Origin of the sequence: Paenibacillus lautus, from assembly GCF_050482385.1 — a bacterium.
GTDB classification, from domain to species: Bacteria; Bacillota; Bacilli; order Paenibacillales; family Paenibacillaceae; genus Paenibacillus_AQ; species Paenibacillus_AQ lautus_B.
On the sequence record NZ_JBCNHV010000002.1, the window covers coordinates 139,653 to 157,946 of the forward strand.

Here is an 18,294-nt window from a genome sequence, read left to right on the forward strand (position 1 = left end):
TCATATATAATTGAACTTAAATAAATAGTTCAAAAAAATATGAACAAACGGAAAATAAAAGGAGAGACTGTAGATGATCAGTTGGTTTGTTGCAGAATATCTCATGAGGCAGCAGCAGATGGAAGTGGATCGAACGGCTAGAGAGTCGTGGAAATATGGTCATGACCCGGTAAAATTGGTGGGCACGCATCTTCCCGAAGAAGAGACGACCATTGCAACCAGTCACGAAAAGGACGTGAAGTTAAACTAAGGGGAATAAGGAAGAACTGATAAACCTACGAGGAAACGGAGCTGGAACCGATGAACTTTCTTTCGGAGAATCGTTTAAGCGAGTGCGTGGTGCAGGCGCCTGAATCGACGATAAATAGCGAGGAGAACCATGACGAACTGTTGTCTGCTGTGCTTACTCTGCCTGAAACTCTGAGACAGCCGATGTATTTGTATTATTACGAGGATTTCAATACCCTGGAAATTGCCGAAGTGCTCCAAATTGAGCCTGAAAATGTACGGAACCGAATGAGCAGAGCCCGCAAGAAGCTTAAAATGATGCTGGGTAAGAAGTTTGGAGCGATACGGGACGGCCGGGAAAGGGCAAGAAAAGTTCCGCATCCCTCCCCTTGACTTCATCCGTGAAGTTCGGGTATGATTTTTCGCCAATATGAAAAACTCGGACAACAGCAATGAAGAGAAAGGGTGTTTTCGTAACGTCTTGGAATAGAATGGCCGGCTGCCGCGAAAAATCGCGGCTTTTTTTGTATAACAGTAGAAGCATCGTACCCGAGACTCAATGAGCAATGAATGGACCTTTAGTCCGTTTAGCTCAAAATGTATCTTTAGTAATGCTTTTTATAATTTGAAGATTAGAGAACTAGTAGTATCGAAATCAGACGATAGGTCCCATGGAGGGTGAAATTGGTATAATATGGCTGTTTTTTTCGCGTGGGAAGGACATATGTAGAAGGATGTCGTATTCCCCACAGGCATAAATATTTATTGTCGGTTACCGTGGGGCAAGTCTTTTTTGATTAGCGTTTTGAATGGCGTACCTTTCATGGTAACTCGCAAACCAAACTATCTGAATGAGAGGGGTGATCATCCGTGTACAACTAACAGCTTGAAACGAATCAAGGACATCTGCTGGGTCCTGGGCGACAGACAGCAAACAGCTCTGTTTCATTTGCTACATAGGCCTCCTTCATGTTCCTGTGTTTGCACTGGCTGACGCTTTGGTTCATTGATCAATTAACGCGTTACATAATAATGCTAAAGGAGACCTCGTTATATACACATGCGAAGTAATTCTTAAAGAAATCATGCAGAATTTTGAAAAAGGTTAGAGGAATGGGTGGAAACGTCGAATTGTGCGGTTATCGGTATAAACAACAAGGCAGGAAGTCAGTTGTCTTTTTTTTAACTTACGATCAGCAACATCATGCCTTTTACCGCGCACCCGCCATGCTGCAGCCTTCACGGTTCGCAATATGGATGTATAGGTTTATCAAGGGATGAATTAATGATTTGACAGCATCGGAACGGCTCCAAAGCCTTTCCGTTGAAGATAGGGAGGAAACCATGAAAAGAAAACCGATAATCAGTCGGCGTTTTAAGTATTTGATGGCGGTTTTCATCATTTTGTTTGGTCAGATTTTGCCTTTATTCCCTCAACATGCAGAGGCTGCTACAGGTAAATGGCTGAATTTTAAATTTGATGGATTCCCCGAAGATACTTTCAATCAATCGTTTACCGTGAATGGTGCTGCCGAAGTGCCCCAAGGGCAGAATTTTATTCGATTAACACCGGCGACTACACAACAAAGTGGATCCGTATTTAACAATACCGCACTTTGCCCTAGAGACAACTACTCATTTAGTACAGCCTTTTCATTTCAAATGAGTAATACCAGTCCTGATGGTCCAAGTGACGGATTGACCTTTACCATCCAGGCTGGCAGGACCAGTCAGCATGCAGAAGGAGGCGGGCTGGGCTACTATGGCATAACTCCGAGTTTTGCCGTTAAATATGATACTTTTCTAAACACCGTTTATCAGGATCCTTCTGCAAACTATGTTGGACTTGCGGTAAATGGGACGGTAACCAATGATGAACCAGGTTGGTTTACCGATTTAAACTCGTATAATACGGCAAATAACACCAACTATGTGTTATCTAACGGAACCCAGTACTATACGTGGATCGATTATGATGGTTCATCTCAGAATGTTCAGGTTCGCCTTAGCACTTCGCCGGATCGGGCAAGTTCCCAGGTCATATTAGATGTCAATGGCATAGATCTTAATACGATATTTGGCGGACAATCGTTTTATGCCGGTTTTACGGGATCAACAGGGTCCCCGAATTACGAGACTCATGATATCCATAGCTGGTATTTTGTAAATGAGCACGCACCGATCGAAACTCTCGATCCGCAAAATGATTACGAACTTAACCAGCCACCAACCGCTCCGAATGATACAAAAACTACGGCGGTTAACACCCCCGTTTCCGGACAAGTAACCGGTACGGACCCGAATGGAGATCCTTTGGAATATAACAAAGGTACGGATCCGGGGAACGGGGCGGTCACGGTTAAAGCGGACGGAACCTGGACATATACTCCAATGCAAGATTTTATCGGTAAGGATAACTTTACCGTCATTGTTAATGACGGCAAATGTGCCAAGACCGAGGCTACGGTTACTGTCGATGTATTGAACACGATTCCGTCGACGAATCAACCTCCTGTTGTTTCGGATGATCGAGTGACAACGGAGAAAGATACTCCCGTTTCGGGTAACGTGGATGGCACGGACCCGGATGGAGATCCTTTAACGTATATCAAGGGGACGGATCCGGGGAATGGGACAGTTACGGTTGATCCAAACGGAAAATGGACCTATACGCCGAATCCGTACTTCGTCGGTGAGGATAGCTTCACCGTCATTGTTGATGACGGCAATGGCGGTATGACCGAGGTTACGATTATCGTTGATGTGACGGACCCAACAGCTCCGCCTAATGCGTGTGGAGTTAGAGTCGCATTGATCAACGGAAGTTTTGAGGAACCGCCTGGACCGGGTTCGAATGGTACCTTCGCATACTCTGCAGATGAAGTTCCAGGATGGAAGACTACTGATACATGGATTGAAATATGGGACTATGCTGCAGGGTACCCTGCTCCTTATGTACAACAACATGTTCCTCCTGTGGATGGTAATCGATATGCAGAAATAAATGCTGCTGTGAACGGCATGTTATATCAAGATGTAAAGACTACACCAGGGCAGACAATCTATTGGAGACTTTCACACATAGGTCTAAACGGAATTGATAAGATGCAGCTTCGTATTGGTCCGACAACAGCCAATCCCTATGATACCTCAATCATACAACAGATGTCTGATGACAATACGGCATGGGGAACTTACACGGGTTCCTATACGGTTCCGGCAGGACAAACAATGACACGGTTCGGTTTTGAAGCCGTTTCGACATCAAATGGATCAATAGGACACGGCAATCATCTGGATGATATCTTCCTGGGTACAGGGCCATGTGGAATTGTGACCAAGTCTGTGGATCCATCGCAAGATGTTCAAGTGGGTGATGTACTCACTTATACCGTAAACTTTAAGAATGCTGGCGGAGATGTTGCTGAACGCGTCGTGTTAGAAGATCGGATCCCTGAAGGAACCGAGTATGTTCCTGGATCTTTGGAGATCATCGCTGGCCCGAATACGGGATCGCTGACCGATGCAGGCGGCGACGATCAGGGCGAATTCGATTCAGCCGCTAACAAGGTTGTCGTTCGCTTAGGAACGGGTGCATCAGAACAAGACGGTGGAAGATTCCCGAATACGGATGTTCTACCTGATGGCTCGACCATTCAATTCAAGGTCAAAGTGCTGCCTGACTATAACGGCAAACAGGTAACCAACAAGGCTACTGCTAGCTATGATAATTTGTTGAACAACACAACCGAGACACGTGAATCTAACGAAGTCGGTAATCAAGTCGAGCAGAATCAACCTCCAATTGTGTCTGATGATAACAAGACTACGGAGAAAGATGCACCTGTTTCGGGTGTTGTGGATGCAACGGACCCGGATGGAGATCATTTGGAGTATTCCAAAGGCGAGGATCCTAAGAACGGGACCGTCACGGTGGATCCAAACGGAAGTTGGACCTATACTCCAGATCCGGATTTTGTCGGTGAAGATAGCTTCACCGTCATCGTGGAGGACGGCAAGGGAGGCAAAACCGAGGTTACGGTTATTGTGGATGTGACGGACCCAGCAGCTCCGCCGCCTAATGTTTGTGGTACGAGTATGGCGTTGCTCAACGGAAGTTTTGAGCAAGGCGCTGTCAGTGGAACTGCTGTTAATGCTTCAGGACTCTACTATTATGAATCCGAGGTACCTGGCTGGAAGACCACGGATGATGCCACCGGTCAGCATGTTATTGAGCTATGGGACTGGTCGCGGAATAACCCTTCGGTTGTAAAGAACTGGCCAAAACCACCTGATGGTGGGAAATGGGCAGAATTAAATGCTTTTGATAACGGAATGCTGTACCAGGATGTGAAGACAACACCAGGACAAACCATCTATTGGCGCCTATCGCATATGGGGCGTCAAGGGATTGACACGATGCAGCTTCGTATTGGGGCAGCAACGGCTAACCCTTACGATACCGTCGTCCAAGAACAAATAACGGATGGAAACACTGCTTGGGGAACCTATACGGGTACTTATACAGTCCCAGCAGGACAAAAAGTAACCCGCTTCGGTTTCGAGGCAGTGAGTACAGCTGGCGGAAACATAGGAGCAGGCAACTTCATCGATGACATCTTCCTTGGCACTGCGCCTTGTGTGACAGCCAACAAGACTGCATCTCCACAGGAAGTGAATGCAGGCGATGAAGTCACCTATGAGATTCAGATCAAGAACGAAGGCGGAGACATCGCCGCCGATGCGAGCGTGACGGATCTGATCCCGAAAGGCACAGAATATGTTCCTGGTTCGATGAAATTGATCCAAGGCTCGACAACCAAGGATCTGACAGATGCAGCCGATACCGATGAGGGTCACTTTGACGGCAGCCAGGTCAGCATTCAGTTAGGAAACCTAGCAAATACGAGCCAATTGGCAAATGGCGTTACCATGCAATTTAAAGTCAAGGTTTTAGCGAGCGCCGCCAATCAGCAAATTAAGAACAAAGCTCAAATCAGCTACCATAACTTACTAACAGGCGATACGGAACAAAAGGAATCGAACGAAACCACAACACCGGTCCGTTTCAATCCTCCTGTTCTGGAGTCCAACAAAACGGCAGTCCTTCAAACGAAGGCAACCGGAAACACGGATGCCGATCACCCTGAAGTGGGAGATACGCTTCGGTACACGATTCAGGCACGGAATACGGCCCTTAACAGCTTCGTCAGCAGTCTTGTTATCTCGGACGATATACCGGCCGGACTGCAATATGTACCGGGCAGCATGAAGGTGGACGGCTCTTCCGTAACGGATACCGAAGGAGATGATGACGGCGGTTTATTCACCGACGGCCAGGTCATCGGCCTATTCGGGGATATCACGGATACGGCTTGGCACACGCTTGAATTCGATGTGATCATCGAGTCTGGTCAAGCTGGCAAAAATATTCGCAATATCGCTGTCGCTGGCGGCGAGAATGTCAGCACGCCGAGCCAAGCCGAGGAAGAAGTTAAGGTCTATCCACGCCATCCGGTTCTGGAATCGGAAAAGACGGCTGCGAACCTGGATGCAGGCAAGACCACATTTGAGGTCGGTGATACGGTTGCTTACACCATTCGGACAAGAACAGTGACGAGCGACACGTATATATCGAATTTGAAAATTACGGATACCTTGCCGGCAGGACTGGAATACGTACCGAGTACTTTAAAAGTGGATGGAAAATCTGTCACCGATGAGGAAGGTGACGATAACGGTCATGTTGTAACCGGCGCCGTTTACGGCGGATTCGGCGACATCTGGGATAAGGAATGGCATGAGCTTACATTCCATGCGAAGATCCAAACCGGACAAGCCGGCAAAGATATTCGAAATATGGCATCAGTCAGCGGTGACAATTTCGACGAACCGAGTATGCCGGAAGAAGAAATCAAAATCTATCCGCGAAAACCGGTCATCGTATCGGAGAAGTCTGCAACGAACCTCGAAGCGGGCAAGAATACGTTTGAAGTCGGCGATACCGCTATCTATTCGATACGGACAAGAACGGTAATAGGCGATACGTATATGGCCAACCTGGTGATATCCGATACGCTGCCGGCAGGCTTGGAATATATTCCGGGCAGTTTGAAGGTCGACGGCGTTTCGGTCACTGATGATAAGGATAGCGACAAAGGCCATTATGCTTCAGGTCAGGTCGTCGGTCATTTTGGTGATGTTCGGGATACGAAGTGGCATACGCTGGAGTTCCGGGCGAAGATCGTAGCAACCGCCGGGGAGTCGATTAGAAATACCGGAGAGATTACCGGGGACAACATCGATCAGCCGAGTCGGCCAACGGATGAAATTGTCGTTGAGGAAGGCGATATTCCGCCGGTGTACCCACCGGTTGATCCGCCAGTCGATCCACCAGTCAATCCACCGGTAGATCCAGATCCACCGGTCACACCGCCTGTAACACCACCCGTTGTAACTCCGCCTTTACCTGTTATCGAGTCACGCAAAACGTCAAGGGATATCAATGGAGGAAGCATAGCGGTCGGCGATACGATGGAGTATACGATCTCCGCACGCAATACCGTTTCCGGCAGCTATGTATCAAACCTCGTGATTGCTGATATCCTTCCGGAAGGGCTGGCATATGTATCAGGCAGCCTGAGGGTGGACGGTGTTTCCGTCACCGACAACGCAGATGGCGATAAAGGCCAGTATGTTAACGGCAAAGTAAGCGGTAACTTTGGACGGATTGCCGATACCGAATGGCATACGATTGAATTCAAGGCAACCGTCAAGGCGGGACAAACCGGTAAAGCGATTGAAAACATCGGTGAGGTCACAGGTGATAATGTGACGAGTCCGGAGAAGCCATCGAATGTCATCGAAGTGACGGACAACGAGAACCATGATGGTAACAATCCGAACCCGGGTGGAACCGGAGATTCGAACGAAGACTCGGACGAAGATTCTAGCGGGAACTCGAATGAGGACTCGAATGGAGACGCCAACGGGGATTCGAATACCGGGGCACAAACACCGGAAGATCATAACGATTCAACATTAGGCGTATCGGATTCGACTCCACGAGATCCGGCTCAATCCGGAGATCAGGCAACGAACGGGCCTAATGGAAATAAATTACCGAATACGGCTACGAATATGTACAGCTACATGCTAGCCGGAGCTATTATGCTTCTTGCAGGTTTGCTTCTGCTCAGAAGAAAAAAAGCATAGGCTAAAAAAGCTGCCCCCCAAGTGAATTAAACTTGAGGGGCAGTTTTTTAGTGTATAAGTATTCTTTTAGAGGGATAAGGTCATTGTAGACGTAAGATTTAGTCCCTCAGAGAGGAATACACTTCTTCGGCTATCGAGACTTTCTCGACAGCCATATTATGTCCAGTTCTCACTCTTACTCAGCGCACCATCTCTAATAGAGCCAAAGTGCATGAGCGCTTTTTTCGTACAGAGTGAGTAAAAACGACACAAAGGAAGAAAATACTGCAAAAATGAAACTTAAGACCCGGGTTGGCTTTTACTATACACCCACTTGACTTCATCCGTGGCTTTCGGGTATGATTTCCAGTAACTTGAATATCGTTAGACAAAAGCAATGAAGAGAAAGAGTACCTTGGCGACGTCTTTGAACAGAGAGCCCCGGCCGGTGAAAAGGGGTAAGGAAAGAACCTAGGGAATATGGTCTCTGAGCTGTGCACCGAAACCCGGTAAGGGTTGTAGGCTGTGCCGGATCCCGCACCCGTTAACGTGCTAGGGTATACACGCGATACATGGCGCCGTACCCGAAGAGGTGAATGCCGCAAGGCATGAATGAAATTGGGTGGTACCACGTGAGCGGCAAGCTCTCGTCCCTTTTGGGATGAGGGCTTTTTTTGTTGTCCAAAAAAAGGAGGATGATTGACATGACGAACATTTTTATCGGCGGTGCCTGGCCTTATGCTAACGGGTCCTTACATTTGGGGAGGCTTGCAAGCCTCTTGCCCGGCGACGTGTTGGCACGTTATTTCCGCGCGAAAGGCGATCAAGTCCTGTACGTATCCGGCAGCGATTGCCATGGAACGCCAGTGGCGGTTCAAGCCATTCAGGAAGGCGTGGCTCCCGGGGACATTGCGGATCGGTATCATGGGGAGTTCGTGGATTGCTTTAAACGGCTGGGTTTCTCCTACGACTTATACACGCGAACCGATCAGGCGTTTCATCATACGGTGGTGCAAGAGCTGTTTCTGAAGCTGCTGGACAACGGCCATTTGTATCGAAAAACCATGCAGCAAACGTATTGCGAGACCGATCAGCGCTTTCTGCCGGACCGCTATGTGGAAGGGGACTGTCCCGTCTGCGGCAGCAGGGCCCGCGGGGATCAGTGCGACGCCTGCTCAACGATACTTGATCCGTCCGACCTGACGAACAGGACCTGCAAAATCTGCGGAAACCCTCCGGTGGAGCGTCCTACTGAGCATTTATACGTATCGCTGTCGCATTTTCAGGGTGAGCTGACCGATGACTTGAATAACGCCCAAGGCTGGCGGGACAATGCGGTGCAGTTGACCCGAAGATACCTGGAGGAAGGGCTTCAGGATCGGGCCGCTACAAGGGACCTGACCTGGGGCGTGGATGTGCCTGTTCCGGGATTTGAGGATAAGAAAATCTATGTCTGGATCGAAGCGGTGAGCGGCTATTTATCCGCCAGCAAGCAATGGGCCGCGGAAACGGGCGGCGACTGGGAATCCTTTTGGCTCAAGGGGATGAATGAGATTACGGCTTACTATGTTCATGGGAAGGATAATATTCCGTTCCATACGCTGATCTGGCCGGCGCTGCTGAAGGGGGCCCGTAACCTGCATTTGCCGGACCGAATCATATCTTGCGAGTACATGACACTGGAAGGGAAGAAGTTCTCGACCAGTCGGAATTGGGCCATATGGGTGCCGGATTTGTTAAGCCGTTATCAGCCGGACTCCATTCGTTACTTTCTCATTGCGAATGGCCCCGAGAAGCGGGATACGGATTTCTCCTGGAGGGAGTTCATTCACAGCCACAATGGCGAGTTGCTTGGCGCATTTGGGAATTTCGTCAACCGTACCTTGGTGTTTGTAAATAAATCGTTTGAGGGGAAAGTGCCCGAGGGCTGCATATCTGAAGAGTGGCAGAGCAGGGTTGAGGCATTGTACCGCGAGGCCGGGGCGCTCATTGAGGGTGGGCGACTGAAGGAAGCGTTGGAACTGATCTTTAGCGCAGTGCGCCTGGCGAACAAATATTTTGATGAGCGGAAGCCGTGGATTCAGGTCAAGGAGGATCGCGAAGCCTGCGGAACAACGCTGAATACCTGCGTTCAGATCATAGCCAATTTGGCGAATCTGCTGCAGCCGTTTATTCCGTTCTCTTGCAATAGGGTACGAGGCTTTCTCTCGCTGGAGCAGCCCGCATGGGAATGGTGCCATGTTCCGGCTGGGAGGCTGATCCATGACGTAGAGCTTTTGTTTGCGCGAATCGATACCAGCCGGATTGAGGAGGAGACGCGCAGGCTGGAGGAGTTATCCGTAAGGGAGTAATTGATTTAAGTGGCTAAGATTCCACTGACCCAAGGAGTGAGTAGTAAGTGATCAAGGAATGTAGTGGATCCAGACTCGAGTAGCAAGTAATCAGAGGTCTAGAGGATAAAAGAAGCAAGGGGTTTAAGTGGTCGAAGGAGCAAAGGGGTTAAGCGATCCAAGGAGCAAGTGATTAAGGGGGCCGTTAGCGAGTGTCAAAGAAGAGGAGGCTGACCCGATGGTCCATTGAGACTGAGTACGGACTGCGATTTTGAGGACTGTGGTTCCGCTATTTCGTTGTTTCTTGGCATTTCCTAGGGTCATGCGGACAGGAGATCCGCTATCGCAAGATATTTCGGGAATAATCCGTGAACATATTACATTAACGGATCCTGTGTCCGCATAATCTCAAAAACAGCTCAATATTAGCAAATAACGGATCCAGTGTCCGCATGATAATCCCGTATCCGTACGGAGGACTCGAAAAAGAATCAGTTTTCGGCAAGAAGAGCACCCATCCCCACCCATCCGAACGATGTCGCTCAAGCCGTATAAACCCGAGAGTGTTTCGAGAGTTTACCGGCTGAAACGCGCAAATAGATGTAAGAGGAGCCTCCATCAAGACGAAAAGAGGAGCCCCAGCGTGAAAGCTGCGGGCTCCTCTTCATTACAGTAAAGGCATACGTGTCATATTCACCGGATTAGTTATCCGTTTCATGAATCCAATCCGTTAATATGGCATCAAAAAGCTCGGGCTCTTCAAACATCGGATTATGGCCGCTCTTTTCAAAAATGACCTTCTTCACGTGTTCCTGTGAGCCGTCTACAGCATCCCAGAGTGATACGGGACTGACCAAATAGTCGTACCGTCCAAGACCGATGAGGACGGGCTTGGCAACCTCTTTCAGCGAATCGATCAGATTGAGCCGCGCGAAGGCTTCTCCCCATAAATGATCCATGACGGGCATGCTGGTGAAGACCCCTTCCCACATCGATGCCGCATCATAGGCATAGTCATAGAAGCTGTGCGCTCCCATTCGGATGCACATATGGGCAAAACGACGTTCTGGCTCTCTCTGGATATCCCCCTCCAGCAGGGATATATCCGCTTCAAACTGCCGTTTCCGTTCTGGGCTTGCCGTTTCATTAAAAAAAGCGATGCTCTGCTGCTGCCGCTCCGGGCTATTGGTCGGGGCCGTGTTCAGCAGGACCACCTTCCGGACATGTTGCGGGTATTTTTTGGCATACTCCAGCGCCATGAAGGCGTGGCCCGAATGCCCCAATATAATAAAATCCTCCAGTCCCAGCGTTTGTCTTGCCGTTTCGATATCATCCAGAACCTTATCCAGCGCATAGTCTTCCGGCTCCAGTGTCCGAGGGGGCTCCACAAAGCCTCGATGGTCCAGGAAAATCAGTTGAAATGAAGTGTAGAGTTGTTCCGAAAACAAGCGGGGGTAGTAAATACTGCTTCCCACCACCAAAATGGGCTTGCCGTTTCCACAAATGGAAACATTCAATGCAAATCCTTCGCTCATTACCGTACTCTGTATACTCATGTTTATCGTCCTCGTTTCGTTTTTATTTTAATCGCACCAGCCCCTTTCCTGTTGGGATTCCATTACATTCTCCATAGAACGTTCCAGCATTCTATATCACCTCGATTAGCGTTCGTTCAAGCTCAGTATAGCACCAGACATGGGTTAGGTCGACAGCCATCCAAGCATGCCCCGGACCCCAGACCACGCACCATTTACCCAAGGAGCAGTACCCGCGTTGTGGCATCTGAGTGTGCTGCTATGAATAAGCGTGGTACACAGTTCTAAGCCGGTATTCTGAAGCTTCTCTATCCAGCGGTATTCCGAATTGTCAGGGCAAGTGCAGGATAGTCTGCGGCAATCGCGTCCCTGCGCTCGATGATGCGATTAAATTCAAAGGCAGAGCTGAATAATTCCGGCTCGGGCTTGAATGTCACGCTGGTGCCCGTCTCCTGAGTCGTGCCGACGATCAGAAGCCCGGTCTGCGGAATGCCGTGCCTGTACTCCTGCCGGTATATGTTACCATCACGGCGAATTTCCACGGTCAGATGCTTGGAGAGGGCATTGACCACGGCGATGCTGATGCCTTTCTCTGCACCGGGGACCAGAAAGTGTGCGCTTGCATTCAACCGATGGACATCGGTTAGTATCGACTGCACAACAGGGATGTCGGAATTCGGAAGGGCCTGCACGGGAATGCCTCTCCCGTTATCGGTAACCGATACGCTGCCATCTTCATGCAGGAATATGCTAATCTGATCGCCATACCCGTTCGTATGCTCCAAAATCGAATTTTCCACCACCGCCCAGAGCAGCTGATGAATATCGAAGCCATGCGAGCTCCCGAAATACATCCCCGCATTGTTACGGGTTTCGCTCATCTCCAGGTAATCGCTTGTATCGAGCAAATCGCCTGCAGCAGACAGCAGCAGCAGGAAGGGCAGGCTCCGATGCTTAGGAAGAGCGTAGCGGCCTCCCTGCTCCTGCACGAGCAGATCCGCGCCGAGCAGCGCTTTGAGATGGTGATATAGCTGACCCGTCGTTCCCATATTCAACCGTTCTACCAGCTCGGAACCGGATAGGGGCTCTGCCATGACGGCCTTTAAAATATCCAGGCGCTGTTTGTTGCCCAGTGCTGCGAGGATTTTGGCCGCCTTCTCGGTGTTCATGTCCAGCAATTGATCCATTCGCCGTTTCTGCGGCTCCCAGCGGATGCTTTGTCCTTTCAGGTGCACTTGCCCAGAATAGAAGACGGAGCCAGCTTCGGGGTTTGCTTCATTTATAGTAGGTGCTGTTGCAATCTCTTGGCGGTGTTGATTTGATGCGGATGCAGGTTTTCGTTCTATAAGAGCCTGATAGACAAGCTCCTGCAACTCCGCCATTTGATTCTTTAAGACATCCATCTCTTGTACCAGGTCACGTGTCATGGGGAATCATCAACCTCACTTTATCAATATTATGTTATTACGTAATTATTATATTACGTAATTATAATATTGTACACCCATTTTCAGGAAATTACTGTCTGAAAAAGCAACTTGTTTGTCTATAGTTGTTTTTTCTCTGTTGTTGGCAATCCGGTTGTCTTACAATGAACGCAAAGGCGGGTGACATTCATTTGGTTGAAAGAATTATACGAAATTTTAAGCAGGGCGATATGCCTCTGCTAGGGGAGCTGTATCAGGCGGTATCCGCAGCGGATGCGCTGTTCTGGTGGGTGGGTGACCAGGAGAATTGGGGTAACGTGTTTTGTGCATTCGAAGATGGGAAGATGGTGGCCAAGGGACAGGTCGACATTATTAACGTGATCCCGCCTGGATGTGCGCCTAACTGCAAGCATCACATTTATGTGAATCTTAAGGCTGTACCGCAGCGGGAACGGGATTATGATCTGTTAGGTGAAATGTATAAAGTGCTCTATGAACGTGCCCTTGTGTTAAAGAGGACACTGCCAGAGACATACGGGACGTATTTGTGCGTGGGCAACTATGCCCATGAGATCGGCAACAATACTTTCTTTACAGAGGAAATCGGATTTCAGCCGCTGGAGAAGCTGTATTCCATGGAGCGGTCGCTTGAGGAGCCTATTCCTGCCTTGCCGTTAGATGAACGCTATCGCTATCGATTGTGGAAGATGGAGTCTGCGGAAGAGGAAGAGATGTATCTAATGCTCGAGGCTGAGGTTTGGCCGGAAGCGCCGCTGGGGCTTGAACGATTACGGGAATATAAAGGGCATCCCAACTGGACTGCGATAAATGTCCTGGAAGGGGACACGATAATAGGCAGTACCATGGCATGGCTGGAAGAGGGAAACGTCGGTGTGATTGAAGATGTGTTTGTGAGAGAACCGTGGAGACAACGGGGAATCGCCAAATATCTGCTCTACCGTGCCATGTCCTATCTTCAGGTTCATGGATCTGCTTCGGTAAAACTTGAAGTGAAGGCAGCCAATGAGACGGCGTTGTCACTCTATCAGTCGGTTGGCTTTGCCAAAGACCAAGAGGAGCACCGATTTTATCTGCCTCTGCAGTAGGAAGGCCACTAATACAAACCACGTCAATAACGAATCCTAATCTGGCCTCTGGGTCAGGGACACTTTTAAAAAAGAGGATTCCGGCTTAGGCAGCAGACAAAAGATGATTCCTGTATTGCACAGGGGTCATCTTTTTTAATCTCCATTGGTATCTGTGGTTATTGTAATAGCGGATAGGATATATCGATCAATCTCTTGCTGTAATTCACTTAAAGATGAACAACTGCGACTCCTTACATGATCCTTCATGTGTCCAAAAAACGATTCTTGCGGAGCATTGTCCCAGCAGTTTCCTCGTCTAGAGATCGATTGGCCAAGTCTATTCTCCTTGGTACTCGTCCTTCGATAGCGACTTTAATTATGACTTTCATGCTACGCTGGGCGAATCCGTCGCCCCGATCGAATACAACTACATGACCAAGGACGAGCTTTTTCAGAAGGGCGTACCCCTTGATTCCGTACAGTCAATGGAAGTGCCGGGCTTTAGTACCTTACTTCGCGATGGTAAAAGAATTTCTCACACGTATATTTGAACGGGGATTTTGCAAATCCAAAGAGCGACTTTAAATCAGCATTATATAGAGCGAAATGGTTTAGTTCGTCTATATATTGAACCTGGAAGCAGATGGAACCGAATTTTTTGGAATCCTCGAACTAAAATGAGTTTAATATCGCAGTTGACGTTTGTTGGAAAATGTTCTAGCATAAAATCATAAAATTGATTGACTGGGTCAGTCAAAAATTGAAAAACCTTCCCAGTCGACAGAGTGTTTTACAGCTTCATTATTCACGTATCATTAATTCCACCTCTGTTGTTTTTGCTAATTATAGGGGGAGTTATAAATAAAGGAGATGTAAATGAAAAATCAAAAAGCGCTTATTCAGAAGGGGATAAATTATGATGTAGGTACTAACTTTAGCCCCGGTTCTAGAACAAGGGAATGGCGAAAAGATTTGATGGAACAAGAGATCCGAGTGATACGTAATCAGTTGCACTGTAATTCAATTCAGATTTATGGCACCGATATTGACAGACTGATTGAGTGTGCAACGACCGCATTAGAGAACGGCCTTCACGTATGGCTCCAGCCTCGGCTGGTAGAAGGAAATCAGGAAGAAACATTAGCTCATTTGTCGGAAGTCGCACGGACAGCCGAACAAATGCGAAAGAAATATCAGAAAATCGATCTAAGCTTAGGCTGTGAGCTCTCAATCTTTTCCTCCGGCATTATGCCTGGCAGTAATCATGCTGAGAGGGCTTCGAAGTTAAGGACGATGTGGTGGTTGGTCCCTTGGTATAATAAAAAATTGAACGACTATCTCAGAAAAGCTTGTGCAGTTGTCAGGTCCAGCTTCAATGGTAAAATAAGTTACGGAGCAGCGCTCTGGGAACAGGTTGATTGGAAGGAGTTCGACATAATCGGTTTGAACCTATACAAGCTAGCGTTCAATGAATCGAAATATGTGAAAAATTTAAGGAAATTCCATCGACACAATAAACCGATAGTCATTTTTGAATTCGGATGCGGCTCCTTCGAGGGTGCGGATAAAAAGGGGCCAGAAAGTCACGAAATCATTGATTGGAGTACTCCTGTTCCTAAAATTAAAGGCGGTATTATAAGAAGCGAGAGAGTGCAGGCCGATTATATTAAAGAACTACTTACAATATATAAAACTGAGAATATCTACGGAGCATTCGTTTATGATTATATTATGCCCAACAAACCGTTTTCTCCTAACCCGCAGTATGATTTAGATATGGGAAGCTACGGCATTGTGAAGGTCTACCCGGAGGATTCTGAAAAACCATATTCGAGTGGATTCTGGGAGCCTAAAGAAGCCTTTTATGAGATTGCCAAGTTTTACAGAACCAATTAGCAGTCACCCTTTAGTAAGAAACGTTAGTCATAGGAATCCTATTTAAGTTAGAAATTAGTTGTATCAATTTACAATAAAAATCTAGAAAAGGGTTTGATAATGAATGGCACCTTCTGACAAAGAGAATCAGCATCTTCGCGATATGCGTAGGGAACAGATCTTGGATGCCGCGGTGAAGGTTTTTTCTCGGCGAGGCGTTATTGGCACGAAAATGAGTATGATTGCTGAAGTAGCCGGTCTCAGTCACGGTCTTCTATACCACTATTTCAAATCTAAAGACCAACTTTTCACTACGCTTGTTGAATTTGCAATGGAACAATCACATTCAACAATGATGTACGTATATCAACTTCCAGGGTCACCAATCGAAAAAATAAAAACATTGACAGAACTTATATTTCGTGAAGGTAACTCAGCTTATTTTATGCTAATTCATCAGGCGCGTACGTCAGATGGCGTTCCTGAGAGTGCTAAGGAGCTTATTCAACGGCATTCCATAAAAACATATGTCGATCAACTACTTCCATTATTTGAAGAAGGGCAGCGAGTGGGCGAAATAGCAGACGGCGATCCACAAGAACTAATTTCTTGTTATTTAACGGTCATTTCTGGACTTATGCTACTGGATACACAAGTGAATGGAGACTATAGTAAACCCGATATTGACATCCTTTTGCGGATCATAACTGTTTCTCGATAGATATTAAGTCAAGAAGGAACGGCATATTTTGAAGACAAGACAACCGAAAGCGATAGCACGATGATTGGGTATAGTATGGCCAGCAGCAGAAGGACAACCGACCCGATAATAATATAGAGGCAGCGGCCTCAGTATGTTCCGGGATATCATCTACCGACAGGGGCTGTCGGCCTCTTCTTCTGTCCGAATCGGACAGGGACGCCGAAAAACTGTTTTTACAACAGAAGGCTCATTCTCGTTGAAATGCTTCTTGCTCATGTCGTCATCCTCCCCAAGGTACACTACAGTATACAAAAAGCTACCCACAGTCTGGGCACTTTTTTCTAAGTGTCCAGACTATGGGTACCAGTGTATTTTGACGTGGTCTTTTTCTATATAAAATGAGGAGTTAAGAGGTCGATTCTTGCCCGCCTGTCACATTCGGATTAGCATCCAGAATGCCTTCCGTGACGCTCCACAGCTTCGGCAGGAACCGAAGAACCTCGTCGGCCCGCTGCAGCAGGTCATCGGTGGACGTTATGCCGAGATCCGCAAGGATGGCATCAAAAGCAGGGGCGTACTGCTCTTGAAATTCAGGAGTCCCGTCGACTTCCAATATGTTGTGGCAGCGAGCGAAGGTGGCCACCATCCAGAAGACGGCTTCCCTATGGCTTCCGCTTAGGATCAGCTCGCGGCTCCCGTCAATGGCAATCGGCCTGGCATCCGGCGTAATGTCACTGCTGAAGAAGAAGGGGGTCTTCGCAATCGCAGCAGCGGCATCGAAGGTGCGGGCCAGTCCATTAAGATGATGGAGCGCTTGTTCGGCACTCATGTCTTTACAGCCCAGCAGCCGTAACAGTTCCTCGTAGATTTCCACTTGGTCATATTCCTTGAGCACATCGCGAACCGCCGCATAGCGGAGCCTGACCGTGGGGTTGCGAAGAGCGGCGACCAGGAGCATATGGGTGGTTACGCCGGTAGGAAACAGCCAGGAGGTAACCTGCCGATGCCAAGGGGCAGAAGGATCTATGGATCGGAGTCCGGTTATGATACGTTCGCGCACGTTCTCACAGCGGCGGGTGACCCATATCCGGTCGGCAAAATGACGCGAAACCTCCGTCTGCAGCTTGCGCAGCTGCCCGGTCGGATCGGACATCAGGGTATCTACACGGAAGCTGCCCGCAAGATGGTATGACGTTAATACTTGCTCGGGCGAGGCGAGGTCCCGCCAGGACAGATAGGTGGCTTCGATCAAAGCGTCCTGATAGATAAACTTTCCCAGCTTAAGAGGGGGCTCCGCATCCTGGGTAACAACAACGACGTCAATGTCTGAGGACGGAGCCATCTCTGCCTCATCCGGCTTTCCGACCGTGGAGCCGCTGAAATAGGCACCCATAAATCCAGGCTCCCTGCTGGCATGCTGCAAGACCCAATCCGTCGCCGCTGCGCGTGCTGATCCAACGTTCATAACCTTTTTTCCTCCTCTACTTGCATGGTGTCTAACATAATTAAAAAAACATCCTGTTTCTCACTACATTATATGGACTTCGCTTCTAATATACAACGCTTACAAGAGGACTTGAGCCTTCATGTTGATGGTAAAGACGGGTTTACAGAAGAAGAGAAAATGATACTGGTCCAAGAGATTCGAAAGGGCTTGGCCAATATAAATTAAAAGTTAATGCGGGGGCGTACCCGTATGAAACCGAAACGGACATTCTCACATCGCTAAAGCTTCAGCGATAGAGGAATGTCCGTTTTTTTGGTCTTTTAGAGGTTGTTCAAAAAGTCCGCTTTTGATAAGAAAACCTCTATCGAGGCCACTTCAAGGATGAGCGACCGCGATGCATAGGTAGGTTTTCTTGCGATATAGAATTTCATCAGCGTAGCAAGATAACTTATAAATTCTATATCTAA

General features: G+C 48.1%; 11 protein-coding genes, 1 pseudogene and 1 other annotated feature. Of the genes and pseudogenes, 8 read left to right on the plus strand and 4 right to left on the minus strand.

What is annotated here, in order from left to right; translation table 11 throughout:
• Positions 1 to 73: 73 nt before the first annotated feature.
• From ABEW73_RS05450 to metG, 4 genes are all read left to right on the plus strand, one after another.
• On the plus strand, positions 74 to 250 hold the full coding sequence (locus ABEW73_RS05450; RefSeq protein WP_430162257.1) for a hypothetical protein: 177 nt from the start codon (positions 74 to 76) through the stop codon (positions 248 to 250).
• 50 nt (positions 251 to 300) lie between these two features.
• On the plus strand, positions 301 to 621 hold the full coding sequence (locus ABEW73_RS05455) for an RNA polymerase sigma factor (RefSeq protein WP_430162259.1): 321 nt from the start codon (positions 301 to 303) through the stop codon (positions 619 to 621).
• Positions 622 to 1,572: 951 nt separating this feature from the next.
• Positions 1,573 to 7,443: an Ig-like domain-containing protein gene (locus ABEW73_RS05460; RefSeq protein ID WP_430162261.1), complete on the plus strand. Its 5,871-nt coding sequence runs from the start codon at positions 1,573 to 1,575 to the stop codon at positions 7,441 to 7,443.
• 367 nt (positions 7,444 to 7,810) lie between these two features.
• Positions 7,811 to 8,080 (plus strand) — a binding site (T-box leader).
• A gap of 46 nt (positions 8,081 to 8,126) precedes the next feature.
• A complete protein-coding gene (gene metG / locus ABEW73_RS05465; RefSeq protein WP_430162263.1) occupies positions 8,127 to 9,773 on the plus strand; it encodes a methionine--tRNA ligase in 1,647 nt (548 codons plus the stop codon).
• A 680-nt stretch (positions 9,774 to 10,453) separates the two neighbouring features.
• On the opposite strand, the gene ABEW73_RS05470 is transcribed toward metG, so the two are convergent.
• A complete protein-coding gene (locus ABEW73_RS05470; protein WP_430162265.1) occupies positions 10,454 to 11,308 on the minus strand; it encodes an alpha/beta fold hydrolase in 855 nt (284 codons plus the stop codon).
• 287 nt (positions 11,309 to 11,595) lie between these two features.
• Positions 11,596 to 12,714 (minus strand): ATP-binding protein, encoded by a 1,119-nt coding sequence (locus ABEW73_RS05475; RefSeq protein ID WP_430162267.1) that lies wholly within the window; start codon positions 12,712 to 12,714, stop codon positions 11,596 to 11,598.
• Between the two features lie 230 nt (positions 12,715 to 12,944).
• On the opposite strand from ABEW73_RS05475, the gene ABEW73_RS05480 reads away from it, so the two are divergent.
• Positions 12,945 to 13,820 carry a GNAT family N-acetyltransferase gene (locus ABEW73_RS05480; RefSeq protein ID WP_430163017.1) on the plus strand — a complete coding sequence of 292 codons (876 nt, stop codon included), beginning with the start codon at positions 12,945 to 12,947 and terminating at the stop codon, positions 13,818 to 13,820.
• An 85-nt stretch (positions 13,821 to 13,905) separates the two neighbouring features.
• On the opposite strand, the pseudogene ABEW73_RS05485 reads toward ABEW73_RS05480, so the two are convergent.
• Positions 13,906 to 14,150, minus strand: a pseudogene (locus ABEW73_RS05485) (IS3 family transposase); the annotation flags it as partial.
• 47 nt (positions 14,151 to 14,197) lie between these two features.
• On the opposite strand from ABEW73_RS05485, the gene ABEW73_RS05490 reads away from it, so the two are divergent.
• The 3 genes from ABEW73_RS05490 to ABEW73_RS05500 all read left to right on the plus strand — a co-directional run bounded on the left by ABEW73_RS05490 (position 14,198) and on the right by ABEW73_RS05500 (position 16,398).
• Positions 14,198 to 14,353, plus strand: coding sequence for a hypothetical protein (locus ABEW73_RS05490; RefSeq protein ID WP_430163020.1), 156 nt, complete (start codon positions 14,198 to 14,200; stop codon positions 14,351 to 14,353).
• Positions 14,354 to 14,678: 325 nt separating this feature from the next.
• Complete coding sequence (locus tag ABEW73_RS05495) at positions 14,679 to 15,698, plus strand: hypothetical protein (RefSeq protein ID WP_430162269.1); 1,020 nt, start codon at positions 14,679 to 14,681, stop codon at positions 15,696 to 15,698.
• Between the two features lie 103 nt (positions 15,699 to 15,801).
• Positions 15,802 to 16,398, plus strand: coding sequence for a TetR/AcrR family transcriptional regulator (locus ABEW73_RS05500; protein ID WP_430162271.1), 597 nt, complete (start codon positions 15,802 to 15,804; stop codon positions 16,396 to 16,398).
• Positions 16,399 to 16,786: 388 nt separating this feature from the next.
• Here the strand turns inward: ABEW73_RS05500 and ABEW73_RS05505 are convergent, their stop codons facing one another.
• Positions 16,787 to 17,845, minus strand: a complete 1,059-nt coding sequence (locus ABEW73_RS05505) for a hypothetical protein (RefSeq protein WP_430162273.1) — start codon at positions 17,843 to 17,845, stop codon at positions 16,787 to 16,789.
• Positions 17,846 to 18,294 lie beyond the last annotated feature (449 nt).